We start from the raw sequence: 25,915 nt of genomic DNA on the forward strand, positions 1-25,915 counted from the left end.
AATGAGCTCGTATCATTTTTTATATTTGGCTTTGCACCTTATTGAAATGAACCATAAAAAATAAGGGGCGAGCAGAAATGAAATACGTAAAGGCTAAGGCCGTTTTACCAGAAAGTTTAATTGCTGAAATTCAAAAGTATATACAAGGTGAAACAATTTACATTCCAAAACAAGAAACAAAACATTATAAATGGGGTACACGATCTGGCGGAAGAAAACAACTGGATGAAAGAAATAAAGCAATTAAAGACGCTTTTAAAAGTGGAATTGCAATTCATCAATTAGCAGAAGAATATTTTCTGTCTGGAGAAACGATTAAGAAAATCGTGTATTCTAAATAAGGAAGCCGCCTCTAATTGGAAACTTAGAGGCGGTTTTGTTATGTAATGTTCTTTTGTAAATCGTCTTTTACATACCGTAAAAGATAATTATTGTATACAATAAAACTAATTCAACAATTTGTATGGAGTGATAAAGATGGAAGCTTTTATTAGAAGTGATCAATACAATTTTATAAAGTCACAAGCTTATATTTTAGCAAATGGACACGCGACGGCAAATGATAGAGGAGTAATTCAAGCGTTAAAGTCACTTGCAATTGAAAAGATAATACATGTATTTGAGAATTTAACGGATGAACAGAAAGAGTTAATTGATACAGTATTAATAGTTCAAAATAGAGAAGATGCAGAATCGTTTTTAATGAAAATAAATCCGTATGTCATTCCGTTTCAGGAAGTTACAGCACAAACGTTAAAAAAACTATTCCCTAAAGCAAAAAAATTAAAACTGCCTGATATGGAAGAACTGGACATGAAAGAATTATCTTATTTAAGCTGGATTGACAAAGGATCAAGTAGGAAATTTATTGTAGCGAAAAATGATAAAAATAAGTTTGTTGGTCTGCAAGGAACATTTCAAAGTTTAAATAAAAAAAGCATTTGTTCATTATGTCATGGGCATGAAGAAGTAGGAATGTTTTTAGTTGAAATTAAAGGTGATGTACCAGGAACTTTCGTTAGAAAGGGAAACTATATTTGCAAAGATGGTGTAGCTTGTAATCATAATATGAAATCGCTTGATAAATTACAGGATTTTATCGAGAGATTAAAGAAATAAAATGGAAGACCTCTAGTACTTAAACTGGAGGTTTTTATTTTTTGAAGAAGTAATAATAGGCTTCTTTTGTAGCTGTAGATTTATAAAAAAAGTCAGGTCATTTATAATGAAATTTGATAAAAACATCTATTTGGATACAGTTACTTATATGCAAGGAGGTAAAACATGAATTACATTTCACCGAAAGATGAGGTGTTAAAGGTGAAACGATGGCCTAAAGATACGATAGCGGCGGGGCGTGGTCATACTGTTGGTCTTAAATCGGATGGCACAGCGGTAGCGGTGGGGCGAAATAAAGAAGGTGAATGCAATGTAAGCGGCTGGCGTGATATTGAAGCGGTCGCGGTGGGGAATGTTCATATGGCGACGAACACAGGTAATGCTCATACAATAGGTCTTACCGCTGACAGTACTGTGGTAGCAGTGGGGTGGAATAAGCATGACCAATGCGATGTAAACGATTGGCGCGATATTGTAGCGATAGCGGCGGGGTGGCGTCGTACCATTGGTCTTAAATCGGATGGCACGGTGGTAGCAGTGGGACGAAATAAAGAAGGTGAATGCAATATAAATAGCTGGCGTGATATTGTGGCGGTCGCGGTGGGTGACTGGCATACAGTCGGTCTTAAATTGGACGGAACGGTGACGACTGTGGGTAATAATCGATATGACCAATGCAATGTAAGTGGCTGGCGTGATATTGTGGCGATAGCGGCAGGATATCTTCATACAGTTGGTCTTAAATCGGACGGCATGGTGATGGCTGTGGGTAATAATAAACATGGCCAATGTGATGTCAGTGGCTGGCGTGGTATTGTAGCGATAGCGGTGGGTAGTAATCATACAATCGGTCTTAAATCAGACGGCATGGTGACAGCTGTGGGTAATAATAAACATGGTCAATGTGATGTAAGTGATTGGCGCGATATTGTAGCGATAGCGGCGGGTTGTGCCCATACAGTCGGTCTTAAATCAGACGGCACGGTGGTAGCGGTGGGTGATAACGAATATGGCCAATGCGATGTAGACAGCTGGCACGGTATCCGACTGCCCGATCCAAACATTTTGTCAATCTAAATATTTGTTGATGGGGAATAGGAATGTTTAATTTCTAATAAATCGCTGATAATATTATTTTACTCAAAGATAAAAACGCATCGCACTTTGAAAAGAAAGCACGATGCGTTTTTATTATTTTTTTTGCCAATTTTCTTTTATGAAATCTTCACGGCCAGATTCTTTTTGCTCGGTAGCATATTTCTCTGGATTCTTTTTATAGAAATGTTGGTGATATTCCTCTGCTTCATAAAAAGGTGCAGCTGAGCGAATTTCAGTCACAATAGGATCTTTAAACATACCGCTTTCTGCTAGAGTTTGCTTCGATTTTTCTGCAAGCTCTTTTTGTGTTTCATTATGATAAAAAATTGCTGTGCGGTAAGAGGGACCACGGTCAAAAAATTGTCCGCCGTCATCAGTTGGATCAATTTGTGGCCAATATAAATCTAGTAATTTTTGATAAGGAAAAATAGAAGGATCGAATGTAATTTGTACAACTTCTAAATGTCCAGATGTTCCAGTCTTTACTTGTTCGTATGTTGGGTTTTCTACATGACCACCTGCATAGCCGGAAAGTATTTTATGAATACCAGGAAGTTCATCAAATGGTTTTACCATGCACCAAAAACAACCGCCTGCGAAGGTTGCGAGTTCGTATGTTTTTTCAGACATTGCTGTAACCCTCCTAAATATATATGTTTTATACAGTATTATATAAATTGTTTTATTGCGCAATAAAAAAGATTTGAAAATATATGTTTTTTATAAACAAGATCCTCCGCTCACATCAATCAATTGTCCAGTAACCCAGCGACTATCAGGAGAAGCGAGAAATGCAGCAGTGTCGGCAATGTCTTCTACTTCACCTAATCGATTGAAAGCTGAAATGTTAGTAGCGTACTGTTTCATCATTGGATCACTCAAGAGTTCCACATTCATATCTGTTTTAATGAAGCCTGGAAGTATTGCATTTACAGTAATACCTCGTGTGCCAAGTTGTTTTGCTAGAGTGAAAGTCATTGTGTTAATTGCACCTTTCGTCATACTATATGCAACGAAATCAGGTAAAGAAATGCGAGTTGCGGCTGATGAGATATTAACAATCCGGCTATTGTCACGTAAACGCGGTAGAGCTTGTTGGATGATGAAGAATGGTGCTTTTGCATTTACTGCAACGATTCTATCAAAAAATTGTTCAGTCGTTTCTTCAATAAAAGCACCAGGTCCAATTCCAGCGTTGTTTATTAAAATATCAAATTCCGTTCCACCAGTTCGCTTTTGCAATTCAGTATCTAAAGAATTATATAGGTTTTCTACACCGTGTAAAGATTCAAGATTTGCACCGATAGAAAAAGCTGATCCGCCATTTGATTGAATTTCATGAACAGTTTCTTCAGCATCTTCTTTTCGGTTACCATAATGAACAGCAACTAATGCACCATCGTTTGCTAACCGTTTTGCGATAGCACGTCCAATTCCTCGGCTTGCTCCTGTAACTAATGCTATTTTTCCTTTTAACATAGTTTTCTCATCTCCTCATAAATTTTATATGTTTTTAAGTTGTTTTTCTTTATGTAGTAATGCGAACATACTTAAGTAATATATGAGTATGTGTAAGAGGTTCATTCCGATTTTGTTTTGAGAAAAAATAAATAGATTTCTAGTGAATAGAATGAATTTTAATTTTTTTCTAAAAACATGTTGACAATGAAAAGAACCGCGTCCTATAATACGTGTAACAAATAAAAGTGAATTAAGAATTTTCTAACTTTATATGTTGTATATGCAAAGAAGAGGAAAGTAGATGATTATGGTCGTTTCAGAGAGCTACTCCTAGGCTGCGAGAGTAGTAGCAATCGAATCATTGAAGATCACCTCGGAGCATCGCTTGCGAAAGGGAAACTGAGTAGAGGGCGGCGGCATCGTCTCCGGTAAAAGGACGGAGGTCTGATTGGACCTATGAAGCTTATATTTCGTGAGAAGTATAAGGAAGCTGAGTGGTAACGCGAAACTCTCGCCTCAGCAATCAAAGCTACTAATTTGTAGTAGTTGATTGCTGAGGCGAGAGTTTTTATTTTAAAAATAGAATAAAAGAATGCGAGGAAGAGGAGAGTAAATGATAAAGATTGTTTCAGAGAGCCGCCCAAAGGCTGTGAGGGTGGTAACAATTGAATCATTGAAAATCACCTCGGAGCACTGCTTTTGAAGTTAGTAAAAAGTAGCGGAGTTGTTTCCGATAGAAAAACAAAAGTCTAATTGGACTTGCAGAGCTTATATTTCGTGAGAAGTGTAAGGAAGCTGAGTGGTACCACGAGTCTCTCGTCTCAGCAATGGATTGCTACAAGTGTGTAAGTAATCGATTGTTGAGACGAGTATATTTTTAAGATTAGTATACTGAATATTCTGTTAAAAATACTCATCTCAGCAATCGATATAGAAATAGATTGCAAAAATAGAGATAAAACAGAGGAGCGATGTGAGATGGGAAACCAGTACATTTATATGAATGGGGAATTTGTAGAGAAAGAAAAGGCAGTTGTTTCAGTATATGATCACGGTTTTTTATACGGAGACGGTGTATTTGAAGGGATTCGTAGTTACGGAGGAAATGTATTTTGTTTAAAAGAACATGTGAAACGATTATATGAATCGGCGAAATCTATTTTACTTACAATTCCAATGACGGTAGATGAAATGGAAAAAGCAGTTGTACAAACATTGCAAAAAAATGAATACACGGATGCCTACATTCGATTAATTGTTTCAAGAGGAAAAGGTGACTTAGGGCTCGATCCGAGAAGCTGTGTGAAGCCGAGCGTAATTATCATTGCAGAACAATTAAAGTTATTCCCTCAGGAATTTTATGATAATGGACTAAGCGTTGTGTCTGTTGCATCAAGACGTAATACGCCAGACGCATTAGACCCACGCATTAAGTCAATGAACTATTTAAATAACGTGCTTGTAAAAATTGAAGCGGCACAAGCGGGAGTGCTAGAGGCTCTTATGTTAAATCAACAAGGATATGTTTGTGAAGGGTCAGGAGATAATGTTTTCATTGTGAAAGATGGAAAAGTGTTAACACCTCCTTCGTACTTAGGGGCGCTAGAAGGTATTACGAGAAATAGTGTGATTGAGTTATGTGAGCGTCTAAGTATTCCGTGTGAGGAAAGGCCATTTACTCGCCATGACGTATATGTAGCAGATGAAGTGTTTTTAACAGGAACTGCAGCGGAACTAATTCCTGTAGTGAAAGTAGATTCAAGAGAAATTGGAGATGGAAAACCAGGAGATGTAACAAAAAGATTAACCGAAGAATTTAAAAAATTAACGAGAGAAAGAGGAGTACATGTTCCAGGATTAGTGGAAAGTTTAGCGTAAATAGGGAGAGGAGTTAATTAAAATGGAGGAACAGTATACAGCATGTGATGAACTGCAGAGTGAAGAAGCTACAGGTGCTGGACACGTTATTCAATGTTTGAAGAAATTAGGTGTAACGACCGTTTTCGGTTATCCAGGCGGAGCGATTTTACCAATATACGATGCGTTATACGAAAGTGGTTTAAAGCACGTGTTAACTCGTCATGAACAAGCTGCAATTCATGCAGCGGAAGGATATGCGAGAGCTTCTGGAAAGGTTGGGGTAGTCTTTGCTACCTCTGGCCCAGGGGCGACGAATTTAGTTACGGGTTTAGCAGATGCTTATATGGATTCGATTCCTTTAGTTGTCATTACAGGGCAAGTTGCAACGCCTTTAATTGGTAAAGACGGATTTCAAGAAGCGGATGTTGTCGGAATTACAGTACCTGTTACGAAGCATAATTACCAAGTTCGTGATGTAAATCATTTATCACGAACTGTGCAAGAAGCTTTTTACATCGCCAAAAGCGGGCGACCGGGACCGGTATTAATCGATATTCCAAAAGATGTTCAAAATGCAAATGTAACATGTTTCTTTAATGAAGAAGTGGAGATTCCAGGATATAAACCAGAACATTTGTCAGACAGTTTGAAACTGAGGGAGGTAGCAAAATCAATTTCAAAAGCAAAACGCCCACTCCTTTATATCGGGGGAGGCGTCATTCATTCAGGCGGATCTGAAGAACTCATCAAGTTTGCGAGGGAGAATCGTATTCCAGTCGTTTCAACTTTAATGGGACTGGGTGCATATCCGCCGGGAGATTCGTTGTTTTTAGGAATGCTCGGTATGCATGGAACGTACGCTGCAAATATGGCAGTAACAGAATGTGACTTATTACTGGCGTTAGGTGTTCGTTTCGATGATCGTGTAACAGGAAAATTAGAACTTTTTTCTCCCCATTCGAAAAAAGTACATATTGATATTGATCCTTCTGAGTTCCATAAAAATGTAACTGTAGAGCATCCGATTGTTGGTGATGTGAAAAAGGCGCTATATATGCTATTACATATGTCTATTTATTCACAAACAGATGAATGGCTTCAGAAAGTGAAGAAATGGCAAGAAGAATATCCACTTTCATATAAGCAAAAAGAATTTGAGTTAAAACCACAGCATGTTATCAACTTAGTAAGTGAATTAACGAATGGTGAAGCGATTGTCACGACAGAGGTAGGACAGCATCAAATGTGGGCTGCTCACTTTTATAAAGCGAGAAAACCACGGACTTTCCTAACATCAGGGGGATTAGGGACGATGGGATTTGGTTTTCCAGCAGCAATTGGTGCTCAGCTTGCAAAAGAAGAAGAACTTGTCATCTGTATTGCTGGTGATGCTTCTTTCCAAATGAACATTCAAGAGCTGCAAACAATTGCTGAAAATAATATTCCTGTCAAAGTATTCATCATAAACAACAAATTTTTAGGAATGGTAAGGCAATGGCAAGAAATGTTTTATGAAAACCGTTTGTCGGAATCGAGAATTGGGTCACCAGATTTTGTGAAAGTAGCAGAAGCTTATGGTGTAAAAGGGCTAAGAGCAACAAATTCGTTTGAGGCGAAAAAGGTAATGTTAGAAGCATTTTCTCATGAAGGTCCTGTCGTAGTTGACTTTTGTGTAGAAGAAGGTGAGAACGTCTTTCCGATGGTTCCGCCAAACAAAGGGAATAACGAAATGATTATGAAGAGGTGGGAAGAATGAGTCATACTTTTTCATTAGTTATTCATAACGATCCGAGCGTCTTATTACGTATAAGTGGAATTTTTGCTCGGCGTGGTTATTATATTTCTTCTTTAAGCTTAAACGAAAGAGATACAAGTGGTGTTTCTGAAGTGAAACTAACAGCAGTTTGTACTGAAAATGAAGCAACGTTACTTGTCAGTCAGTTGAAAAAATTAATCAATGTACTGCAAGTAAATAAATTATAAGGAGTGTATGGAATATGAAAACTTATTATGAGAAAGATGCAAATTTAGAGCTATTAAAAGGGAAAACAGTTGCGGTAGTCGGATATGGATCTCAAGGTCATGCACAAGCACAAAATTTACGAGATTCTGGTGTGGAAGTTGTAGTTGGTGTTCGCCCTGGTAAGTCATATGAAGTAGCAAAAGCTGATGGATTTGAAGTAATGTCTGTTTCAGAATCGGTTCGAACCGCACAAGTTGTACAAATGTTATTGCCGGATGAACAACAAGCGTATGTATATAAAACAGAAGTAGAAGAGAATCTTCGTGAAGGACAAATGTTACTTTTCTCACATGGTTTTAATATTCACTTCGGACAAATTAATCCGCCAAGTTACGTAGATGTAGCGATGGTCGCGCCGAAAAGTCCAGGTCATCTCGTTCGCCGTGTATTCCAAGAAGGAAATGGTGTCCCAGCATTAGTCGCAGTGCATCAAGATGCAACGGGAACAGCATTAAGTGTAGCACTAGCGTATGCTAAAGGTGTAGGTTGTACACGTGCAGGTGTAATTGAAACGACATTCCAAGAAGAAACAGAGACAGACTTATTCGGTGAGCAAGCAGTACTTTGCGGAGGAGTAACAGCACTTGTGAAAGCTGGTTTTGAAACGTTAACGGAAGGTGGATATCGTCCTGAAATTGCATACTTTGAATGTTTGCATGAATTAAAGTTAATTGTTGATTTAATGTACGAAGGCGGATTAACGAATATGCGTCATTCTATTTCAGATACGGCAGAGTTTGGAGATTATGTAACAGGATCGAGAATTGTTACAGATGAAACGAAGAAGGAAATGAAACGTGTTCTTACAGAAATTCAGCAAGGTGAATTTGCGAAGAAATGGATTTTAGAAAATCAAGCAGGGCGTCCAACGTATAATGCGATGAAAAAAGCAGAACAAAATCATCAGCTAGAAAAAGTAGGAGCAGAGCTTCGTGAAATGATGAGCTGGATTCATGCACCGAAAGAATTAGTAAAGAAATAGATTAATAGAGTATAAGTGAAAAATATGTAAGAAGGGATTTGACAAGATGAGAAGTGACATGATTAAAAAAGGTTTTGATAAAGCTCCGCATCGTAGTTTATTAAAAGCAACTGGTTTAAAAGATGAAGATTTTGATAAACCATTCATAGCAATTTGTAATTCTTTTATTGAAATTATTCCAGGTCATAAGCACTTAAATGAGTTTGGGAAACTTGTTAAAGAAGCAGTACGTGCAGCAGGCATGGTTCCATTTGAATTTAATACAATTGGAGTAGATGATGGTATTGCGATGGGTCATATCGGTATGCGTTATTCGCTTCCGAGTCGTGAAATCATTGCAGATTCAGTAGAAACAGTTGTAAATGCACACTGGTTTGATGGAATGATTTGTATTCCAAACTGTGACAAAATTACACCAGGTATGATGATGGCTGCACTTCGAATAAACATTCCAACTGTTTTCGTTTCAGGTGGTCCGATGGCAGCGGGGAAAACATCTAAAGGGGAAGTTGTCGATTTAAGTTCTGTTTTTGAAGGGGTAGGAGCCTACCAATCTGGGAAAATTTCAGAAGAAGAATTAAAGGATATTGAAGATCATGGCTGTCCATCTTGTGGTTCTTGTTCCGGTATGTTTACAGCGAACTCTATGAACTGTTTATGCGAAGTGTTAGGTTTAGCTCTTCCTGGTAACGGGAGTATTTTAGCAATTGATCCAAGACGTGAGGAGTTAATTAAACAAGCAGCAGAAAAATTAAAAATTTTAATCGAGAGAGATATTAAACCACGCGACATTGTAACAGAAGAAGCAATTGATGATGCGTTCGCACTTGATATGGCGATGGGTGGATCAACGAATACAGTATTACACACGTTAGCACTCGCACAAGAGGCGGGATTAGATTACGATATGAACCGGATTGATGCAGTTTCAAGGCGTGTACCGCATTTATGTAAAGTAAGTCCAGCTTCTAATTGGCATATGGAAGATATCGATCGCGCAGGCGGGATTAGTGCAATTTTGAAAGAGATGAGCCGAAAAGAAGGGGTACTTCACCTTGATCGTATAACTGCTACTGGGCAAACATTAAGAGAAAACATTGCTCATGCAGAGATTCAAGATAAGGAAGTTATTCATTCTCTAGAAAATCCTCATAGTGAAGAAGGAGGATTACGTATATTAAAAGGAAACCTTGCGAAAGACGGAGCGGTTATTAAAAGCGGAGCAACCGAAGTAAAACGATTTGAAGGACCTTGCGTTATTTTTAATTCACAAGATGAGGCGCTTGCCGGTATTATGCTTGGAAAAGTTAAGAAAGGAGATGTAGTTGTTATTCGTTATGAAGGGCCAAGAGGCGGACCTGGTATGCCGGAAATGTTAGCACCAACATCAGCAATTGCTGGTATGGGATTAGGAGCAGATGTTGCACTTTTAACTGATGGTCGCTTCTCTGGTGCTTCACGTGGTATTTCAGTAGGGCATATTTCACCAGAAGCAGCTGCTGGCGGAACGATTGCACTTCTTGAACAAGGAGATATTGTATGTATTGATGTTGAGGAACGCTTGTTAGAAGTGAGAGTTAGTGATGAGGCATTAGAGAAGCGTAAAAAAGGATGGAAACGACCAGAACCAAAAGTGAAAACTGGGTGGCTTGGACGTTATGCACAAATGGTAACATCGGCGAATACAGGTGCAGTTCTGAAAATCCCGAATTTTGATTGAGCCAATATAAAAAGAGATAAGGATGATATAAAATGATGCAAAATGTAAAGGAGAGAGTGAAAATTGAAGATATCTTAATGGCTCATAATTGCATGAAAGATATCGTTATTAAAACACCGTTACAACGAGATTCAGTTTTATCTGAGAAATATGAATGTGACGTATATGTTAAGCGAGAAGATTTACAAGTTATTCGTTCTTTCAAAATTCGTGGTGCGTATAATTTAATTCAAAGTTTACCGAAAGAAAAGTTACAAAATGGTGTTGTTTGTGCAAGTGCTGGTAATCATGCACAAGGAGTTGCTTATACGTGTAATTTATTGAAGATTCCGTCAAAAATTTTCATGCCCACAACGACACCTAAGCAAAAAGTATCACAAGTTGAATTTTTCGGTGGTGATTTCGCAGACATTGTATTAGTTGGTGATACATTTGATAGTTCTTTCCAAGAGGCGCAGCGCTATTGTGTGGAAAATAGGATGACATTTGTACATCCGTTTGATGATCCGTATGTCGTTGCTGGTCAAGGAACAGTCGCTGTTGAAATTATGCATGATATGGAGAAACCAGTTGATTATATATTTACAGCAATTGGCGGTGGTGGATTAGCATCTGGTATTGGTACATATGTAAAGGGGGTTAGTCCTACTACAAAGGTAATCGGTGTAGAACCGATGGGAGCTGCATCTATGAAAGAAGCTTTTCTTCAAAATGAAAATGTTGCATTAGAAAAGATTGATAGTTTTGTTGATGGTGCAGCTGTTAAGAAGGTAGGAAAGTTAACTTTTGAAACATGTAAAGATGTAATTGATGACATAGTTTTAGTACCAGAGGGAAAGGTTTGTACGACGATTTTAGAACTGTATAAGAAAAATGCAATTGTAGCAGAGCCAGCTGGTGCGCTTTCTATTGCGGCACTTGATCTATACAGAGATGAAATAAAGGGAAAAACAGTTGTATGCACGTTAAGTGGTGGAAATAATGATATTGATAGAATGCAAGAAATGAAAGAACGATCCCTTATTCATGAAGGATTAAAGCACTATTTCATCATTGAATTTCCGCAACGTTCAGGAGCACTACGAGAGTTTCTTGATAAAGGATTAGGACCGGAAGATGATATTACTCGCTTTGAGTATATTAAGAAACATAATAAAGAAAATGGTCCAGCTTTAGTGGGGGTAGAATTAAAGCATAAGGAAGACTATGAAGCTTTAATTACTCGTTTTCAAGAAAATAACATTCAATTCGTGGAGCTTAATAAAAATCCTGTGCTGTTTGATTTACTTATTTAATAAAAGAAAAGAGTTAACATACAATTCTACTTGAAATAAAAAAGGTAGATACAAGCGGAGGGAAGTCCTGCTTGTTCTATCTTTTTTATTCTTTGAAAGTTAAACGAAATACGCTCCATATTCAAGAAGGATAAAGCTAGTTAACCAAAAAAGTATTGCAATACGAATGATTACATACATTGTAAATTCAAAGGGAGTAAGTTTTCTCTCTCGCTTTATTTTTCTTAGAAGTCTAACAGAAAAAATGAACATAAAAGCAGGATCGCTATAGATATTTTATACACGTTTTCTAACAGACTTATATTTTCTAATAAGTTTTTCAGCATATTCATCACCTATCCCGTAATGTATGTTATAGAGAAATGAATCTCGTGCTGTTTAGTTGCGTTTATTTATTATTTTCCCAGTATCATCAATTTCTACATCAGTTGAAACCGTTTGTAAATATTGCAGTGCTTTTTTCTTTTCTTCTTCATTTACAGGAGAAACTTGGTTGTTGCGAATGATGTAAGGATTGAATGACATTTGGACATCCTTACCTTTAAAGGTTAAAGTTAATACGCCTGTTTCGGCACTCTTTCCATTTACATAATTCGGGAATAAAAAGTTTCCTAACGAGTATGCGATAGGAACTTTATTGTAATACTCAAATCCTTGTAACCAATGCGGGTGACTTCCAACGATTGCATCAGCACCCGCCTCTACCATTTTCGGAACATATTGTTTCTGGTATTCTATTGGACGATTAGATTTTTCGACGCCCCAATGCATATAGACGATTACATAATCAGCATCTTTCTTTTGCTCTTGAATCGTTTTTGTTACAAGATCTAGGTCATATCCGTTTGCAACGCCGGGTTTATTGTCACCAGCTACCCAATTAAAGTTGGGCATAAAGCGTACAAAGGAAAGAAATTTAAACTTTTTTCCTTTTACAGTTAGTTCACGAGCAGTATAAGCATCTTCAGCATTTTTTCCGGCTCCAGTGTAAGGTAGTTTTAATTTTTCGACGTGAGAAATGGTGTCTAGTAGTCCATCTTGCCCATAATCAAGCGTATGGTTATTGCCAATGTTCACGATGTCATATCCGGTGTTTTTAATGGCTTGTAGTGTGGATGGATCACTTTTAATCCAAAATTGTTGCCCAGGTACTTTTTTTTCTCTCGTTGTAAATGCTGACTCTAAATTAACAAAAGAAATATCAGCTTTCGCTATTTCTTCTTTTACGTGTTGGAATGGATAATCAGCCCCATTTTTTTCGATTACGGGACGTAATTGCCAATCGAACATTGTATCACCAGAGAAGGTGAGTGTGATTTCAGGGTCTTCGGTTTTCTTTTCGCTTTTTGAAGCTGTTTTACTAGATTTGTTTTGCATATCAGGTTTGTCTTTCGCTTTTGAAATAAAAGAGTAGTTGATTAATAAAACAATTGGTGTAATGAAAAAGGCTATTAACAGAAATCGTTTTAGTAAAGTTTTCATAAATACCTTCCCTTTTGAGTTTATCCCGCAATTAGATTAACAATGAATCTACTAAAGGCAATCGGTCTTTGTATAGTTACAAAAAAATAGCGGGTTATGTAGTGAAAAACGTTTGTTAATATTCACAATATTACGTTAACATATAGGTAACCTGTAAATCAATGTATAAACCAAAATATAGAAATAAAGAATTCGAAGGGTGAAGAATGAGAAATGGTTATATTAGGAGCAGTTGTAAATGGGATTTGTATTATATTTGGTACTTTACTAGGAAAATTATTTAGTAGGATTCCAGAAAGTATGAAGGGAACAATTATGCATGCAATCGGTTTAGCGGTTACTGTGCTTGGACTTCAAATGGCATTGAAAAGTGAAAATTTTCTTGTTGTCATTTTAAGTTTAGTTATTGGTACCGTCATCGGAGAATGGCTACAATTAGAAGAAAGGTTAAAACTGTTAGGGGATTGGCTAGAAAATAAAGTTGGATCGAAAGGGAAAGGGAGCATATCAGAAGGGTTTGTAACAGCTACTTTAATTTTTGCAATTGGTGCGATGGGCATACTTGGTGCACTCGACAGCGGGATTCGCGGAAATCATGATATTTTATTTACAAAGGCGATTATCGATGGGTTTATTTCTATTATATTAACGACAACTTTAGGAATTGGTGTAGTATTCTCGGCGATTCCAGTTATTTTATATGAAGGAGGGATTGCGGTTTTTGCAACACAAATTAATAGTGTGGTCCCGAAAGAATTAATGAATCAATTTATAGTGGAAATGACAGCTACAGGTGGTATTATGATAGCCGCTATTGGATTGAACTTACTGGGTGTTATTAAAATCAAGGTGGCAAATTTACTGCCAGGTATATTGGTAGTTGGAATAATCGTTTCACTTATTTATGGTTACGGTTTAATAGTAAAGTAGTAGGGGATGGATATATATATGGAGGAATTTCAATATACAAAACGTGTTCATAACATATTGAAGATTGCAGCAGAAGAGGCGGAAAATAATATTATCCAACCAACTCATCTGTTTATCGGAATGAGTAAAGAAGGCACTGGAGTTTGTAGCGAGTTGTATATGTATTTGTTTCGTAACTTAGGTACGGATTTTTTAGAAAAACTTTCAATACGAAAACAATACGATTCACCGTATCAAGAGTATAAAAAAATAGGACAATATAAGGTATCTTATAAGGTGCTAGAAATTTTACAAATAGCGAAGAAACGTATGGAATGTTTCCAGCAAGTAATAATAAATGAAGGGCATGTTATATATGCACTATTTCGTGTAGATACGTTTATTGGAAATGCACAAATAAAAAAAGATATATTACGTATTATAGCTGAGCCAAGAGATTTAGCGGTCGATCTAAAATGTTTTGTTCCTACTTATAATCATTTAATTTGTACTGTTAGAAAGGCTAACCCTTCTGATTTTGAAAAATTAGCAAGTTTTATTAATGAGGAATTTGGTGAACGTTGGTTACATTCAATAGAGTATGGATTTCGTACATATAAAGAAAATTCACCTATTTATATAGCAGAAAAAGAAGAAGTGATAGTAGGTTTCGCTTGTTATGATGTAGTGAGAGGAAAGAAGGGATTGTTTGGTCCAATGGGCACAGCGAAACAAAATCGCGTGAAAGGTGTAGGTAAGGAATTGTTACATCGTTGTTTACATAGTATGAAGCAAGAAGGATATGAATACGCAATTATTGGACAAGCAGGCCCGATTGAGTTTTATGAGCGAAATTGTGATGCGCGTTTAATACCATTAGAGAATAAGTAACCAACTCCATATATGGGAGTTGGTTTTTTTATGGAAATAATGTAGAGATGTAGTGATTTTCACTAGAAAATAGCGGGTTTTTTAGTAAATCTTACAAATAAAGCAAATTACTAAACTTTTTACAAGAAAGGGTGTAGAATGGGTATCTAATGAAAGAAGGTGTGAAAATGGCCAACTGGAAACGAAATTTAATGATTTGTTGGCTAGGTTGTTTTACCACTGCAGCCGGTATGAGTTTAGTAATTCCTTTTTTATCTTTTTATATTGAGGAATTAGGGGTGACCGGCACTGCTAGTATTGCACAGTGGTCGGGACTTGCATTTGGTGTGACATTTTTAATGGGTGCGATCGTATCACCAATATGGGGCAAGCTTGGTGATATACATGGACGGAAATTGATGCTTATACGTGCTAGCCTTGGTATGGCGATAATTATGACGCTTATGGGGTTTGTGACAGATGTGTATCAATTAGTCGCACTTCGGTTTTTAATGGGATCGGTATCAGGTTTCCTTTCTACAGCGATGACATTTATTGCAGCAGAAACTCCGAAAGAGCATTCAGGTTGGGCAATTTCCACAATTTCAACTGGGGGCGTGAGCGGTTCTTTACTTGGCCCGTTACTTGGAGGATATTTGTCTGAGTTAATTGGAATGCGCCATGTTTTTCTTGTTACAGGAGCTTTTTTATTCCTTTCTTTTCTCATCGTTTTTTTCTTTCTACATGAAGAGAATCACTCCGCTCAAGCAAAAAAAGTACAACCGAAAAAAGTATGGACGATGGTTCCAGCAAAGCATTTAATTATTAGTTTATTTGTAACAACATTTATTATTCAACTTGCGAACATGTCAATTCAACCTATTATTACATTGTATGTAAAGAATTTAGAAGGCCCAGGAACAGCTCATATTGAAATGATTGCAGGCGCAGTCATGTCTGCGACAGGTTTAGCTATTATTATGGCAGCTCCTAAGTTAGGTAGATTATCAGATCGTATTGGACCTCAAAAAACGTTAGTTGTGGCGTTGTTTGCGGCAGGAATTATTTTTATTCCGCAAGCATTTGTAACCTCAGCTTGGCAACTATTAATTCTTCGCTTTTTATTAGGTATTGCACAAGCAGGACTATTACCTTCGGTACAAACTCTACTAAAACAACATACACCAACCCATGTAACGGGAAGAATATTTGGGTATAATCAATCGTTTCAGTTTTTAGGAAATATGATTGGACCAGTACTTGGTGGACAAATTGCAGCACATGCGGGCTTCCAATATGTTTTCTTTTCTACTTCATCACTATTATTTATTGCGTGCATTTGGGTTTATTTTCACAATAAGAACGAAGAGGTATCAGAGAAACGACATTTGGAAGTTAGTTAACTAAGTGAATGAAAAAGAAAAAGGATGAAGCAACGATTGCTTCATCCTTTTCTTTAAAATTGAAGACAAAGATAGCTTAATGTACCAAGCTCGTAACTGCGGTGAATGACTTCACCGTTATTATCGCCACTTCCCATAGCGACAAATAAAGGAACAAAATGCTCTGCTCTTGGTACTGCTAATTGTGCATGAGGGGCATTTTTCTCCCAATTAAATAATGCATCTTTATCAGTAGTCTGCATATGTTTAATAATCCAATCATCAAATTCAATTGCCCATTGTTCAGGTGTAGTTTGATTCCATTTCAAAGCTCGTAAGTTATGAACGGTAACACCGCTCCCGATTACTAAAATATCTTCTTGTCCAAGTCCTTTTAGTGCTTCTCCAATTTCAAATTGTTCTTTTGCAGGAAGGAATGGATTGACTGATATTTGTACGACAGGAATATTGGCTTCTGGGTACATACGATGCAGGAGTGTCCATGAACCATGATCTAAACCTCTCGTCATATTATGATGGACTAGAATGCCTTTGTTTTTAAATTTTGTTTCTAGCATAGACGCAATGCTAGAAGAGCCTTTCGCACGATATTTGATTTCGTATAACTCAGGAGGAAAACCTCCAAAATCATAAATTGTTTCATATTCGTTATCTGAAGAGGAGATCGTTAATACTTCACTTTCCCAGTGAGCGGTAAAAATAACAATAGCTTTCGGTTTATATGTTTCTCCAAGTGTCTTTAAAAAGCGTGTATAGTCTGTATCTTGAATAGCAAGCATAGGTGATCCATGTGCTAAAAATAGTGAGGGCATCATGATTAAAACCTCCTAAAAATATATTAATTACTTTATGTAAGTAACTATATAATTTTAATTTAAATTCGTCAAGAGAATAGTTTAATATGTAAGCGGAAAAATAGATCATTTGTCATAATGAAAGCAATTGCATATAATACATAATAAGAATAATGAATGTTTATTCATTATAAAAAAAGATATACATAATAGATTTGGAGGCTGTCGGAATGAGCATACAGGAAAATTTCGTTACGGCATTGGATAAATCAGAAATTTACTTGCGTAAATGGTTACCAGAAGCAAATCCGCGGGGAATTGTTCAAATTGCACATGGTATGACAGAACATGCAGGTGTTTATACAGAATTTATTGATGCTTTATTAGAAGCAGGATATGGTGTTTATGCTCATGATCATAAAGGGCATGGAAAAACAGTGAAAAGGGAAGAAGACTATGGTCATTTTGAACCAAATGTAGGTTGGAATCAGGCTGTTTCTGATGTTATCTTTGTTTCGGAAATGATAAAAGAAGAGCAGACATGCCCGTTATTTTTACTTGGACATAGTATGGGTTCTTTTTTATCAAGACGTGCTGTACAATTTAAAGGTGAATTATATGATGGATTCCTTATTTCAGGAACTGGTGGAAGTCCAGGGCTTTTAGGAAGTATCGGTCATAAAGTAGCGACAATTGAGATGAAACTTCGCGGAAAGAAAACGAAAAGTCCGATGCTGAACTTCTTATCTTTCGGAAACTTCAACTCGCACTTTAAGCCAAATCGTACGAAATTTGATTGGTTATCTTCAGATATTAATCAAGTTGATAAATATATTGCGGATCCGTTATGTGGATTCATTTGTACGACTAGTTTTTACCGAGAATTGTTTCATGGAGTTCTAGAAGTAAATAAAATAGAAGAATATAAGAAGACACCAAAAAATCTTCCAATACATATATTCTCTGGTGATCGTGATCCTGTTGGGGATATGGGGAAAGGTGTAAAAGAAGTATACGAAAACTATAAAAAATGTGGTGTGAAAGATGTAACACTTCGTTTATATGAAAATGGTAGACATGAAATGTTCCATGAAGTGAATAGAGAAGATGTATTTCAAGATTTGATTTCATGGTTAGATGAGCATATTGTATAAGAAGAAACCTCACTTCATGCTGAAGTGAGGTTTTTTGAAAAATTGGAGGATTGATTATGAGCGAATTTGTAAATAAAGAATATGTAGAAATAGATTTTCAGGATGTCTGGATAAAAGACGAGGAATTGAAAAATTGTACCTTCATAAAATGCCGTTTTAGAGGGATAGATGCATCAGAAGTTTTTACTAAAAATTGTAATTTCATAGAATGCGATTTTACTGGTACTCTTTTTAATGCTTCTATCCATCAAGGAACTACATTTGCTAATTGTAGGTTTTTTGGTGCGAATTTATTTGTATCTAAGTTTGAAGAATGTAAAATGACTGGTTCGGATTTCGAAGAGGCGAATTTAGACGGAATAACAATTATATCAGGCGATTGGTCATATACGAATTTAAGGTTTGCGAACTTAAGTAAACAAATGTTAAAGGGTATACGTTTAATGGAAGCTGACCTATATGAATGTAATTTAGAAAAAGCAGATTTGCGTGAAGCGGATTTAACGGGCGCACAATTAGGTAAGGTGAAACTTAGTGGTGCGGATTTAAGAGGAGCTGTAGTTGATAGAGTTGATTTTAAAGCTTTTGATTTAAAAAACGTGAAATTAGATATAGCGCAGGCGGTTGCAGTTGCGAGATGTTATGGAGCAAAGGTGAATTAAATCATTTGTAACACCGTTCAATATATTGAACGGTGTTACAAATAGTAATGATTTTGAAAAATTGCCTTTTACCGCTTTTACATATGATGTGTAAAACTGCTAATGTCAGGAGATGCTGAATATGGATAGCATAAAGATTAAACAACTATATGAAGCATTAAGAAAATCTTGGTCAATAGAAACGAGTTCTAAGTGGACGAGCGAAAGCCCAGCAAAGGGACAATGTGGTGTAACGGCCCTTATTGTCCAAGAATTGTGCGGGGGAGAGATAATAAAGACGAAGATAGGTGAAGTATGGCATTTTTACAATATAGTAGATGGAAAAAGGTATGATTTTACTAGGACTCAATTTCATGAAACATTAAACTATATGGACATGAAGTCGAGCCGTGAAGAAGCATTTGCAGATACAAATGAAAAACAATATAGCATTTTGAAGGAAAAGACAACGAAAGAATTAAAATTATCTTTTGACTCTTAATCTTTAATAAGTTACTATAATGGTGGTAACTTATTAAAGGGAACTTCATAGAGTTGAAAGGGGAAATACTTTTGAAAACAACTTATGTAAACGCTACAATTGCAACGATGAATGAACAAAATGAAGTGATAGAAAATGGATATATCATTGTAGAAAATGATCAAATTATAGATATAAATAGTGGAGAATTCGCTAACGATTTTGAAGTAGATGAAGTAATTGACATGAAAGGAAAGTGGGTTTTACCAGGGCTTGTCAATACACATACACACGTTGTTATGAGCCTTTTGAGAGGTATCGGAGATGATATGTTATTGCAGCCATGGCTTGAGACGAGAATTTGGCCACTTGAAAGTCAGTTTACGCCAGAGCTTGCGGTCGCTAGCACGGAATTAGGATTACTTGAAATGGTGAAAAGTGGTACAACATCATTCTCTGATATGTTTAATCCTATTGGAGTAGACCAAGATGCAATTATGGAAACGATATCAAGGAGTGGAATGCGTGCTGCTGTTTCAAGAACTTTATTTAGCTTCGGAACGAAAGACGATGAAAAGAAAGCAATTGAAGAAGCTGAGAAATATGTGAAGCGTTACTATAACGAAAGTGGTATGTTAACTACGATGGTTGCACCGCATAGTCCATATACATGTTCCACAGAACTGTTAGAAGAGTGTGCTCGTATTGCAGTAGAAAATCAAACGATGGTTCATATTCATCTTTCTGAAACAGAGCGTGAAGTACGTGATATTGAAGCACAGTATGGGAAGCGTCCAGTAGAATATGCAGCAAGTTGCGGATTGTTTAAACGCCCAACAGTTATTGCGCACGGTGTAGTATTAAATGAAAATGAGCGTGCATTTTTAGCAGAACATGATGTTCGAGTAGCTCATAACCCAAATAGTAATTTAAAACTAGGTTCTGGTATAGCGAATGTAAAAGCGATGCTAGAAGCAGGAATAAAAGTAGGAATTGCAACAGATAGTGTGGCGTCTAACAACAATTTAGATATGTTTGAAGAAATGCGCATAGCGACTTTATTACAAAAAGGTATTCATCAAGATGCAACAGCGTTACCAGTTGAAACAGCTCTTACACTTGCGACTAAAGGAGCTGCTGAAGTAATCGGGATGAAACAAACGGGCTCACTTGAGGTTGGAAAGTGTGCTGATTTTATTACGATTGACCCATCTAATAAGCCGCATTTACAACCGGCAGATGAAGTGTTATCACATCTTGTGTATGCAGCTAGTGGAAAAGATATAAGCGATGTAATTATTAATGGTAAACGTGTCGTTTGGAATGGTGAATGTAAAACATTAGATGAAGAGCGTATTATATTTGAAGCAAGTCGTTATAAACGAGGTTTACAAAGATAGGTATTTATATGTCAGTTGAAAAAGCTGTCCTTTTTTAAAAGGATAGCTTTTTTTCTTGAACGAATAAATATTCAAAAGAATGTCGCATCTTTCTGTTAGTATTTCTGCTATAATATATAACGTTTTACAATATTATATTTTTAAGGAGAACAACTCATGAAGCGAAAAAAGAGCCATTTAATGGTAATGGAACTTGTTACAACTTTATTATTAACAGCTTGTAATAATAAAGCGAATAAAAGTGACACAGAGGCAAAAAAACAAGTATTAAATGTAACGGTATCAGAAGAAATTCCTTCTCTTGATACTGCGAAAACGATGGATGGTACGTCAGCGCACGTTATGCAAAACATATTTGAAGGGTTGTATGTATTAAATGATCAAGATCAGCCTATTCCAGCAGTAGCAAAGTCGTTTGAAAGAAGTGAAGATGGTAAAAAATATACATTTGATTTGCGTAAAGATGCAAAATGGTCAAATGGAGACAGTGTAACAGCCAATGATTTTATGTTTGCGTGGAGACGGGCGGTAAGTCATGAAACAGCGTCTCAATATGCGTATATGCTCTTTTACGTGAAAAATGCGAAAGAGATAAATAAGGGAACAATGCCTCTTGATGAACTTGGGGTTAAAGTCATAAATGATTATAAGTTAGAAGTGGAACTAGAACAGCCAATTCCGTATTTTTTACAGTTGTTAGCGTTACCTATATACTTACCACAGTACGAATCATTTTTAAAAGAACAAGGAAAGAATTATGCATTGGAACCTAGTAATCTCATATATAACGGTCCATTTGTATTAGAGAAGTGGAAGCATGAACAAGAATTTCAATTAAAGAAAAATGATACATATTGGGATAAAAAGAAAGTGAAATTAGAAGAAATAAACTTTCAAATTGTGAAGGATACAATGACAGCAGTAAATTTATATGAAGCTGGCGATTTGGATCGAGTACCAATTAATTCTCAATTTGTAGACAAGTATAAAGGGAATAAGCAATTGCATATGTCGAGCGATCCTGGAATTGCAATGCTCCGTTTTAATGAAAAAAATAATGCGTTAGCAAATAAGAAAGTGCGTCAGTCTATCTCATTAGCGTTAAATAAAGAAGATTTTGTAGCTCACTTTATTAATAACGGCGCAAAACCTGCAAGTGGACTTGTACCAGTTGGTCATATAAATGAAGCGACTGGCAAAGATTTTAGAAAAGAAAACGGAGATATTTCTCCATACGACTTACAAAAAGCGAAAAAGATTTGGGAAGAAGCGAAAAAAGAACTTGGAGTAGAACAAATAAAACTCGAGTTTTTAACGTTTGAACAAGATAACGCAAAACGTATGGCGGAATATATAAAAGGTGACTTAGAGAAGAATTTGCATGGACTCGCGATACAAATTAAACAACAGCCATTTAAGCAAAAGTTACAATTAGAACAAACAGGTGATTACGATATATCTATGGTAAATTGGGGACCAGATTATAAAGATCCAATTAGTTATTTAGAGCTATTTACGACAAGTAATCCAAATAATAAAATGAATTATTCTAATCCTCATTACGATGAGCTAATAAAAAAAGCTAAAAATGATCTTATACTAGATCAAAAGAAAAGATGGGAAGCGTTGCGAGAAGCTGAGCAGGTCATATTAGAGGATGCTGCGGTAGCACCGCTTTATCATATTGGTTCCGCTTATGTACAAAAGGATTATGTAAAAGGAATTGAAAAGCATCAATTTGGTGGCGTTTATACTTATAGGAATACTTATATCGATAATAAGTAAAACTATTAATCAAAAAAGAAACCTTACTTTTAAAAGTGAGGTTTCTTTTTTTGGAATTATATCTATTAAACGGATTTTAATAAAGAATAAAAATTCGTATCATATGGGATATCATCTTGATACATATAGTTTTTTAGAATCCCTTCTTTTTCAAATCCTAATTTTAATAGCACTTTATTTGTAGCTTCGTTTTCAAGAAATACAATTGCCCCGATACGTTTTAAATGAAGCGTATGGAAGCCATAAGATATAATTTCAGAAACTGCCTCAGTCGCATATCCATTTCCCCAGTGTTCAGGGAAAAAGGCATAACTTATATTTGCTCGTTTATGTTCGGAAGACCAATCATGAAAACCAATTGTTCCAATGAGACCTTTCTTGTCTTTTAATTCGATTCCCCATTTAATGCCGCTTCTTGCGTTGTAACCCAACTTAAAATTATTAAGGATTTGCTTTACTTGATCCAAATTTTGCAATGGTTTTTGGCCATAATGGCGCAGGACATCGGTATTAGAAAAGCACTGTAATATACTCGGTGCATCTTCTTCGGTAAGTTCTCGTAAAATGAGCCGGTTGGTTTTTAATATAGGAAACATGCCTTCACTCCATTTCTTCTGAAACTAGAATGTGTTGTTATTATATAATCTAATCTGAAAATAAAGATTATTCAAGGGGTAAGGATGATTTTGATTTATGTTAAAATTAATTGTGGAATATATTTCAAAAAGAGGTTTAGATATGGAGAAAAACTCAATTTTAATTGTAGATGATGATCGAGATATTATTCGATTCGTTAATGAAAATTTAAAACAAGAAGGTTTTACTGTCTTTAGTGCTGACAACGGAGAAGAGGCGTTAGAGGTATTGAATAATAATGATGTTCAACTTGCTATCCTTGATGTTATGATGCCTCAAATGGATGGGATTGAATTGTGTAGAAGGATAAGAGAGAAATATAGTTTACCAATTATGTTTTTAAGCGCGAAATCATCGGACATAGATAAAGTCGTTGGATTTAGTACTGGGGCAGATGATTATATTGTGAAGCCGTTCAGTACAATTGAATTTATAGCAAGAGTGAAAGCTCAATTAAGAAGGTATACATATTTCAATCAAAATGCTGTTCAAGTAATAAAAAAGGAAATAAACATTAGAGGTTTAGAAATAGATGAAGTGTCGAGAACAGTAATGTTATATGGAGAAACAATCAATCTTACGAAAACTGAATATGATATTTTGTACTTAATGGCCGCTGCAATGAATCGTGTGTTTACTATTGAAGAAATATATGAAAGCGTTTGGAAAGAAAGGGCCTATGAAAGTAATAATACAGTAATGGTTCATATTGCAAGATTAAGAAATAAAATTGAAGAGAATCCAAAAGAGCCGAAGTTTATTCAAAATGTTTGGGGAGTCGGATATAAAATTGAAGATTAAATCATTACAAGGCATGAGAGCTAAGTTTTTTATCGCATTCATATGTAGCATTTTGTTAGCAACTGTAAGTATAATAGCGTTTCAAATTGCAATTGGAAATATATATAGTCATGTTACTGCGTTAGAGGAAAAATATTCATTTTTATATTTAATAGTTTTTTTAATTTTTACTACAATATACTTTGCATTCATGACAAAAACAACGATGAAAAGATTATCTGAAATTAACAAGAGTCTGAAGGAAATAAGTAATGGTAATTTTGAAATACATATACCTATTTCAAAAAATGACGAGATTGGTGAATTAGCAGCGAATGTTAATAGAATGGCCAAAAGTTTAAAAGAGTCTATAGAGAATGAAAAAAAATCGCAAGAAATGAAAAATGAAATGATTAGTAATATTTCTCATGACTTACGAACACCTGTAACATCCCTAATAGGTTACGCGGACCTGTTAGGAAATCAGCTGCATTCAAATAGAGAAGAATGTGAACAGTATGTAAGTATATTAAAGCGAAAAAGTTATGAATTGAAAAATCAAGTAGATGATTTATTAGAATATTGTCAAATAAATTATAGAGAGATCGAATTACATAAAAGTGTAGTAAATATGAAAGCGTTCATTGAACAAATCATGATTGATTTTGTACCACAACTAGATGATGCCGATATGAGCTTTTGTATTAAAGGTGATAAGGTGTTACATGTGGAAATGGATGTAGCGGTTATGGTGAGGCTATTCGAAAATGTAATTAGTAATAGTATTATGTACGGGAAAGACGGAAAGGAGCTTTTAATTCAAGTTTCTAAAAGAGATATGAATGTTGAAATAGAAATTAAAAATTTTGGACAATGCATTCCGAATGAGAACCTTCCTTACGTTTTTGAAAAGTTTTATCGTGGTGAAAAATCACGTAGCTCTCATACGGGTGGAAAAGGAATGGGGCTTGCAATTGCGAGAAGTATAGCGGAACTTCATAAAGGAGATATCACTGTACGTAGTAGCGATAAAGAAACGGTTTTCACTATCGTTTTACCGCAGTATAAAGAAATGTAAGAAAGTCGTAAGTATTTCTTTCATATGTCGTAATTTTTACTTCGTATCATGGGGAACAAAGATAGGAGAGTAGGGATACAGCATGTGGAAGAGATTTTTATTAGCGATTATAGTTGCTTTTTTAATTATAAGTTGGAGTTTAGTTTATTTAGGTAATGGCGTTACATCAGTCTTTGTGTGGTGGATTATACAGGTTTTTAGTGTAATTTCAGTTTGTCTCTTAATAGGCTCAGCAGTAATGTTTGTTTGGAAAGGCATTTTTAGAAAGCGGATAGATGGAACGCTACTATTAATAGTTCTGTTTTCTACCATTGGAGCTTGGCCCGTGGGGTGGTTCGCTAACATTGGGAGAATTGCATACCCAGTAGATGTACAGTCTATGAGTCCTAAAGTAGTCGTTCGTTTTCCTTTGAATGAACGAGCATCGATAGGTTGGGGCGGCGATAAATTAGAAACGAACTATCACGTTATAAAACCAAATGAACGATGGGCATACGATATTCTCATTCCACCTGCTGAAGTGAAAAGTAGTAAGTTAGAGGATTATGGAATATATGGAGCGAAAGTAATGGCACCAGCTTCTGGGACAGTTGTATCAATTAAAAATGATGAAATAGATTTAGTTCCGGGATCGGATGATTTTCAATCGATGGCGGGAAATCATATTTATTTACGACTGGATGAAACAGGTACATTTTTGTTTCTTGCCCATTTAAAGAAAGGATCAATTAAAGTGAGGGAAGGCGAACATGTAAATGAAGGAGAATTTCTTGCCCAAGTCGGTAACTCAGGAAGTTCAAGTGAGCCGCATTTACATATTCATCATCAAAGGCAGGATCCATCTAAGGTGAGCATATTTCTTTCGGAAGGATTACCACTTTATTTTCGAACTGAAAAAGGTGCGATAATGCCAGAAAGAGGGACATACATAAGTGGTAAGTAGA

Annotated in this window: 25 protein-coding genes, 1 pseudogene and 1 other annotated feature; of the genes and pseudogenes, 20 read left to right on the forward strand and 6 right to left on the reverse strand. The window is 36.0% G+C overall.

The window, feature by feature from the left end:
• Nucleotides 1-77: 77 nt before the first annotated feature.
• The 3 genes from I6L50_RS15575 (at nucleotide 78) to I6L50_RS15585 (ending at nucleotide 2,196) form a co-directional block, all read left to right on the forward strand.
• On the forward strand, nucleotides 78-341 hold the full coding sequence (locus I6L50_RS15575) for a CD3324 family protein (RefSeq protein WP_000878314.1): 264 nt from the start codon (nucleotides 78-80) through the stop codon (nucleotides 339-341).
• Nucleotides 342-477: 136 nt separating this feature from the next.
• Nucleotides 478-1,119 carry a FusB/FusC family EF-G-binding protein gene (locus tag I6L50_RS15580; protein WP_219301986.1) on the forward strand — a complete coding sequence of 214 codons (642 nt, stop codon included), beginning with the start codon at nucleotides 478-480 and terminating at the stop codon, nucleotides 1,117-1,119.
• 165 nt (nucleotides 1,120-1,284) lie between these two features.
• The gene (locus tag I6L50_RS15585; RefSeq protein WP_219301987.1) at nucleotides 1,285-2,196 is read left to right on the forward strand and encodes an RCC1 domain-containing protein; all 912 of its coding nucleotides are present in this window, start codon (nucleotides 1,285-1,287) and stop codon (nucleotides 2,194-2,196) included.
• Between the two features lie 114 nt (nucleotides 2,197-2,310).
• On the opposite strand, the gene msrA is transcribed toward I6L50_RS15585, so the two are convergent.
• Both msrA and I6L50_RS15595 read right to left on the reverse strand, forming a co-directional pair.
• A complete protein-coding gene (gene msrA / locus I6L50_RS15590; protein ID WP_214934032.1) occupies nucleotides 2,311-2,847 on the reverse strand; it encodes a peptide-methionine (S)-S-oxide reductase MsrA in 537 nt (178 codons plus the stop codon).
• Between the two features lie 90 nt (nucleotides 2,848-2,937).
• Complete coding sequence (locus tag I6L50_RS15595) at nucleotides 2,938-3,696, reverse strand: SDR family oxidoreductase (protein ID WP_219301988.1); 759 nt, start codon at nucleotides 3,694-3,696, stop codon at nucleotides 2,938-2,940.
• A gap of 570 nt (nucleotides 3,697-4,266) precedes the next feature.
• Nucleotides 4,267-4,505: a binding site (T-box leader), on the forward strand.
• 151 nt (nucleotides 4,506-4,656) lie between these two features.
• Between I6L50_RS15595 and ilvE the strand changes: the two genes are divergently transcribed.
• From ilvE to ilvA, 6 genes are read left to right on the forward strand one after another with little or no spacing between them, the layout of a single operon-like run.
• Nucleotides 4,657-5,556 (forward strand): branched-chain-amino-acid transaminase, encoded by a 900-nt coding sequence (ilvE, locus tag I6L50_RS15600; protein WP_219301989.1) that lies wholly within the window; start codon nucleotides 4,657-4,659, stop codon nucleotides 5,554-5,556.
• Nucleotides 5,557-5,578: 22 nt separating this feature from the next.
• Nucleotides 5,579-7,294, forward strand: coding sequence for an acetolactate synthase large subunit (gene ilvB, locus I6L50_RS15605; protein WP_219301990.1), 1,716 nt, complete (start codon nucleotides 5,579-5,581; stop codon nucleotides 7,292-7,294).
• A complete protein-coding gene (locus tag I6L50_RS15610; protein WP_002126787.1) occupies nucleotides 7,291-7,521 on the forward strand; it encodes an ACT domain-containing protein in 231 nt (76 codons plus the stop codon). Before ilvB ends, I6L50_RS15610 begins: the two co-directional genes overlap by 4 nt.
• Before the next feature lie 14 nt (nucleotides 7,522-7,535).
• Nucleotides 7,536-8,543 (forward strand): ketol-acid reductoisomerase, encoded by a 1,008-nt coding sequence (ilvC, locus tag I6L50_RS15615; RefSeq protein WP_002086292.1) that lies wholly within the window; start codon nucleotides 7,536-7,538, stop codon nucleotides 8,541-8,543.
• 46 nt (nucleotides 8,544-8,589) lie between these two features.
• Nucleotides 8,590-10,263, forward strand: coding sequence for a dihydroxy-acid dehydratase (gene ilvD, locus I6L50_RS15620; RefSeq protein WP_113938111.1), 1,674 nt, complete (start codon nucleotides 8,590-8,592; stop codon nucleotides 10,261-10,263).
• Nucleotides 10,264-10,295: 32 nt separating this feature from the next.
• A complete protein-coding gene (gene ilvA, locus I6L50_RS15625) occupies nucleotides 10,296-11,558 on the forward strand; it encodes a threonine ammonia-lyase IlvA (protein WP_219301991.1) in 1,263 nt (420 codons plus the stop codon).
• Between the two features lie 99 nt (nucleotides 11,559-11,657).
• On the opposite strand, the pseudogene I6L50_RS15630 reads toward ilvA, so the two are convergent.
• Nucleotides 11,658-11,884: pseudogene (locus tag I6L50_RS15630) on the reverse strand (hypothetical protein).
• A gap of 52 nt (nucleotides 11,885-11,936) precedes the next feature.
• Nucleotides 11,937-13,040: a CapA family protein gene (locus I6L50_RS15635; RefSeq protein ID WP_050000213.1), complete on the reverse strand. Its 1,104-nt coding sequence runs from the start codon at nucleotides 13,038-13,040 to the stop codon at nucleotides 11,937-11,939.
• Nucleotides 13,041-13,253: 213 nt separating this feature from the next.
• Between I6L50_RS15635 and I6L50_RS15640 the strand changes: the two genes are divergently transcribed.
• The 3 genes from I6L50_RS15640 (at nucleotide 13,254) to I6L50_RS15650 (ending at nucleotide 16,222) form a co-directional block, all read left to right on the forward strand.
• Nucleotides 13,254-13,970 carry a DUF554 domain-containing protein gene (locus I6L50_RS15640; protein ID WP_219301992.1) on the forward strand — a complete coding sequence of 239 codons (717 nt, stop codon included), beginning with the start codon at nucleotides 13,254-13,256 and terminating at the stop codon, nucleotides 13,968-13,970.
• 18 nt (nucleotides 13,971-13,988) lie between these two features.
• Nucleotides 13,989-14,840, forward strand: a complete 852-nt coding sequence (locus I6L50_RS15645) for a GNAT family N-acetyltransferase (RefSeq protein ID WP_219301993.1) — start codon at nucleotides 13,989-13,991, stop codon at nucleotides 14,838-14,840.
• A gap of 167 nt (nucleotides 14,841-15,007) precedes the next feature.
• Nucleotides 15,008-16,222: a multidrug efflux MFS transporter gene (locus tag I6L50_RS15650; RefSeq protein WP_088039188.1), complete on the forward strand. Its 1,215-nt coding sequence runs from the start codon at nucleotides 15,008-15,010 to the stop codon at nucleotides 16,220-16,222.
• Nucleotides 16,223-16,275: 53 nt separating this feature from the next.
• Here I6L50_RS15650 and I6L50_RS15655 read toward each other — a convergent pair whose 3' ends face one another.
• Entirely contained in the window at nucleotides 16,276-17,037 is a 762-nt protein-coding gene (locus I6L50_RS15655; RefSeq protein WP_088039189.1) for a DODA-type extradiol aromatic ring-opening family dioxygenase, read from the reverse strand.
• Between the two features lie 209 nt (nucleotides 17,038-17,246).
• On the opposite strand from I6L50_RS15655, the gene I6L50_RS15660 reads away from it, so the two are divergent.
• The 5 genes from I6L50_RS15660 (at nucleotide 17,247) to I6L50_RS15680 (ending at nucleotide 22,477) form a co-directional block, all read left to right on the forward strand.
• The gene (locus I6L50_RS15660; RefSeq protein WP_088039190.1) at nucleotides 17,247-18,170 is read left to right on the forward strand and encodes an alpha/beta fold hydrolase; all 924 of its coding nucleotides are present in this window, start codon (nucleotides 17,247-17,249) and stop codon (nucleotides 18,168-18,170) included.
• A 56-nt stretch (nucleotides 18,171-18,226) separates the two neighbouring features.
• Nucleotides 18,227-18,832, forward strand: a complete 606-nt coding sequence (locus I6L50_RS15665; RefSeq protein WP_219301994.1) for a pentapeptide repeat-containing protein — start codon at nucleotides 18,227-18,229, stop codon at nucleotides 18,830-18,832.
• A 121-nt stretch (nucleotides 18,833-18,953) separates the two neighbouring features.
• Nucleotides 18,954-19,313: a YunG family protein gene (locus tag I6L50_RS15670; protein ID WP_219301995.1), complete on the forward strand. Its 360-nt coding sequence runs from the start codon at nucleotides 18,954-18,956 to the stop codon at nucleotides 19,311-19,313.
• A 53-nt stretch (nucleotides 19,314-19,366) separates the two neighbouring features.
• Nucleotides 19,367-20,692 carry a bifunctional S-methyl-5'-thioadenosine deaminase/S-adenosylhomocysteine deaminase gene (locus tag I6L50_RS15675; RefSeq protein WP_219301996.1) on the forward strand — a complete coding sequence of 442 codons (1,326 nt, stop codon included), beginning with the start codon at nucleotides 19,367-19,369 and terminating at the stop codon, nucleotides 20,690-20,692.
• Nucleotides 20,693-20,848: 156 nt separating this feature from the next.
• Nucleotides 20,849-22,477 (forward strand): peptide ABC transporter substrate-binding protein, encoded by a 1,629-nt coding sequence (locus I6L50_RS15680; protein WP_219301997.1) that lies wholly within the window; start codon nucleotides 20,849-20,851, stop codon nucleotides 22,475-22,477.
• Between the two features lie 65 nt (nucleotides 22,478-22,542).
• On the opposite strand, the gene I6L50_RS15685 is transcribed toward I6L50_RS15680, so the two are convergent.
• Nucleotides 22,543-23,073, reverse strand: coding sequence for a GNAT family N-acetyltransferase (locus I6L50_RS15685; RefSeq protein WP_219301998.1), 531 nt, complete (start codon nucleotides 23,071-23,073; stop codon nucleotides 22,543-22,545).
• A gap of 142 nt (nucleotides 23,074-23,215) precedes the next feature.
• Between I6L50_RS15685 and I6L50_RS15690 the strand changes: the two genes are divergently transcribed.
• The 3 genes from I6L50_RS15690 to I6L50_RS15700 all read left to right on the forward strand — a co-directional run bounded on the left by I6L50_RS15690 (nucleotide 23,216) and on the right by I6L50_RS15700 (nucleotide 25,914).
• Entirely contained in the window at nucleotides 23,216-23,914 is a 699-nt protein-coding gene (locus I6L50_RS15690; protein WP_016104516.1) for a response regulator transcription factor, read from the forward strand.
• Entirely contained in the window at nucleotides 23,904-24,971 is a 1,068-nt protein-coding gene (locus I6L50_RS15695) for a sensor histidine kinase (protein ID WP_219301999.1), read from the forward strand. Before I6L50_RS15690 ends, I6L50_RS15695 begins: the two co-directional genes overlap by 11 nt.
• Before the next feature lie 82 nt (nucleotides 24,972-25,053).
• On the forward strand, nucleotides 25,054-25,914 hold the full coding sequence (locus I6L50_RS15700) for a M23 family metallopeptidase (RefSeq protein WP_219302000.1): 861 nt from the start codon (nucleotides 25,054-25,056) through the stop codon (nucleotides 25,912-25,914).
• The last annotated feature ends 1 nt before the right edge of the window (nucleotide 25,915 follow it).

Source organism: Bacillus sp. FDAARGOS_1420, assembly GCF_019344915.1.
In the GTDB taxonomy this organism is placed as follows: domain Bacteria; phylum Bacillota; class Bacilli; order Bacillales; family Bacillaceae_G; genus Bacillus_A; species Bacillus_A mycoides.

What these genes read in the sequence shown, in the direction of transcription:
- I6L50_RS15650 (WP_088039188.1), top strand. Translation starts at nt 15,008, where the DNA reads ATGGCCAACTGGAAACGAAATTTAATGATTTGTTGGCTAGGTTGTTTT.
- I6L50_RS15690 (WP_016104516.1), top strand. Translation starts at nt 23,216, where the DNA reads ATGGAGAAAAACTCAATTTTAATTGTAGATGATGATCGAGATATTATT.
- I6L50_RS15595 (WP_219301988.1), bottom strand. Translation starts at nt 3,696, where the DNA reads ATGTTAAAAGGAAAAATAGCATTAGTTACAGGAGCAAGCCGAGGAATT.
- I6L50_RS15575 (WP_000878314.1), top strand. Translation starts at nt 78, where the DNA reads ATGAAATACGTAAAGGCTAAGGCCGTTTTACCAGAAAGTTTAATTGCT.
- msrA (WP_214934032.1), bottom strand. Translation starts at nt 2,847, where the DNA reads ATGTCTGAAAAAACATACGAACTCGCAACCTTCGCAGGCGGTTGTTTT.
- I6L50_RS15645 (WP_219301993.1), top strand. Translation starts at nt 13,989, where the DNA reads ATGGAGGAATTTCAATATACAAAACGTGTTCATAACATATTGAAGATT.
- ilvA (WP_219301991.1), top strand. Translation starts at nt 10,296, where the DNA reads ATGATGCAAAATGTAAAGGAGAGAGTGAAAATTGAAGATATCTTAATG.
- I6L50_RS15660 (WP_088039190.1), top strand. Translation starts at nt 17,247, where the DNA reads ATGAGCATACAGGAAAATTTCGTTACGGCATTGGATAAATCAGAAATT.
- I6L50_RS15670 (WP_219301995.1), top strand. Translation starts at nt 18,954, where the DNA reads ATGGATAGCATAAAGATTAAACAACTATATGAAGCATTAAGAAAATCT.
- ilvE (WP_219301989.1), top strand. Translation starts at nt 4,657, where the DNA reads ATGGGAAACCAGTACATTTATATGAATGGGGAATTTGTAGAGAAAGAA.
- I6L50_RS15665 (WP_219301994.1), top strand. Translation starts at nt 18,227, where the DNA reads ATGAGCGAATTTGTAAATAAAGAATATGTAGAAATAGATTTTCAGGAT.
- I6L50_RS15585 (WP_219301987.1), top strand. Translation starts at nt 1,285, where the DNA reads ATGAATTACATTTCACCGAAAGATGAGGTGTTAAAGGTGAAACGATGG.
- I6L50_RS15655 (WP_088039189.1), bottom strand. Translation starts at nt 17,037, where the DNA reads ATGATGCCCTCACTATTTTTAGCACATGGATCACCTATGCTTGCTATT.
- I6L50_RS15635 (WP_050000213.1), bottom strand. Translation starts at nt 13,040, where the DNA reads ATGAAAACTTTACTAAAACGATTTCTGTTAATAGCCTTTTTCATTACA.
- I6L50_RS15580 (WP_219301986.1), top strand. Translation starts at nt 478, where the DNA reads ATGGAAGCTTTTATTAGAAGTGATCAATACAATTTTATAAAGTCACAA.
- I6L50_RS15610 (WP_002126787.1), top strand. Translation starts at nt 7,291, where the DNA reads ATGAGTCATACTTTTTCATTAGTTATTCATAACGATCCGAGCGTCTTA.
- I6L50_RS15640 (WP_219301992.1), top strand. Translation starts at nt 13,254, where the DNA reads ATGGTTATATTAGGAGCAGTTGTAAATGGGATTTGTATTATATTTGGT.
- I6L50_RS15685 (WP_219301998.1), bottom strand. Translation starts at nt 23,073, where the DNA reads ATGTTTCCTATATTAAAAACCAACCGGCTCATTTTACGAGAACTTACC.
- I6L50_RS15700 (WP_219302000.1), top strand. Translation starts at nt 25,054, where the DNA reads ATGTGGAAGAGATTTTTATTAGCGATTATAGTTGCTTTTTTAATTATA.
- ilvC (WP_002086292.1), top strand. Translation starts at nt 7,536, where the DNA reads ATGAAAACTTATTATGAGAAAGATGCAAATTTAGAGCTATTAAAAGGG.
- ilvB (WP_219301990.1), top strand. Translation starts at nt 5,579, where the DNA reads ATGGAGGAACAGTATACAGCATGTGATGAACTGCAGAGTGAAGAAGCT.
- ilvD (WP_113938111.1), top strand. Translation starts at nt 8,590, where the DNA reads ATGAGAAGTGACATGATTAAAAAAGGTTTTGATAAAGCTCCGCATCGT.
- I6L50_RS15680 (WP_219301997.1), top strand. Translation starts at nt 20,849, where the DNA reads ATGAAGCGAAAAAAGAGCCATTTAATGGTAATGGAACTTGTTACAACT.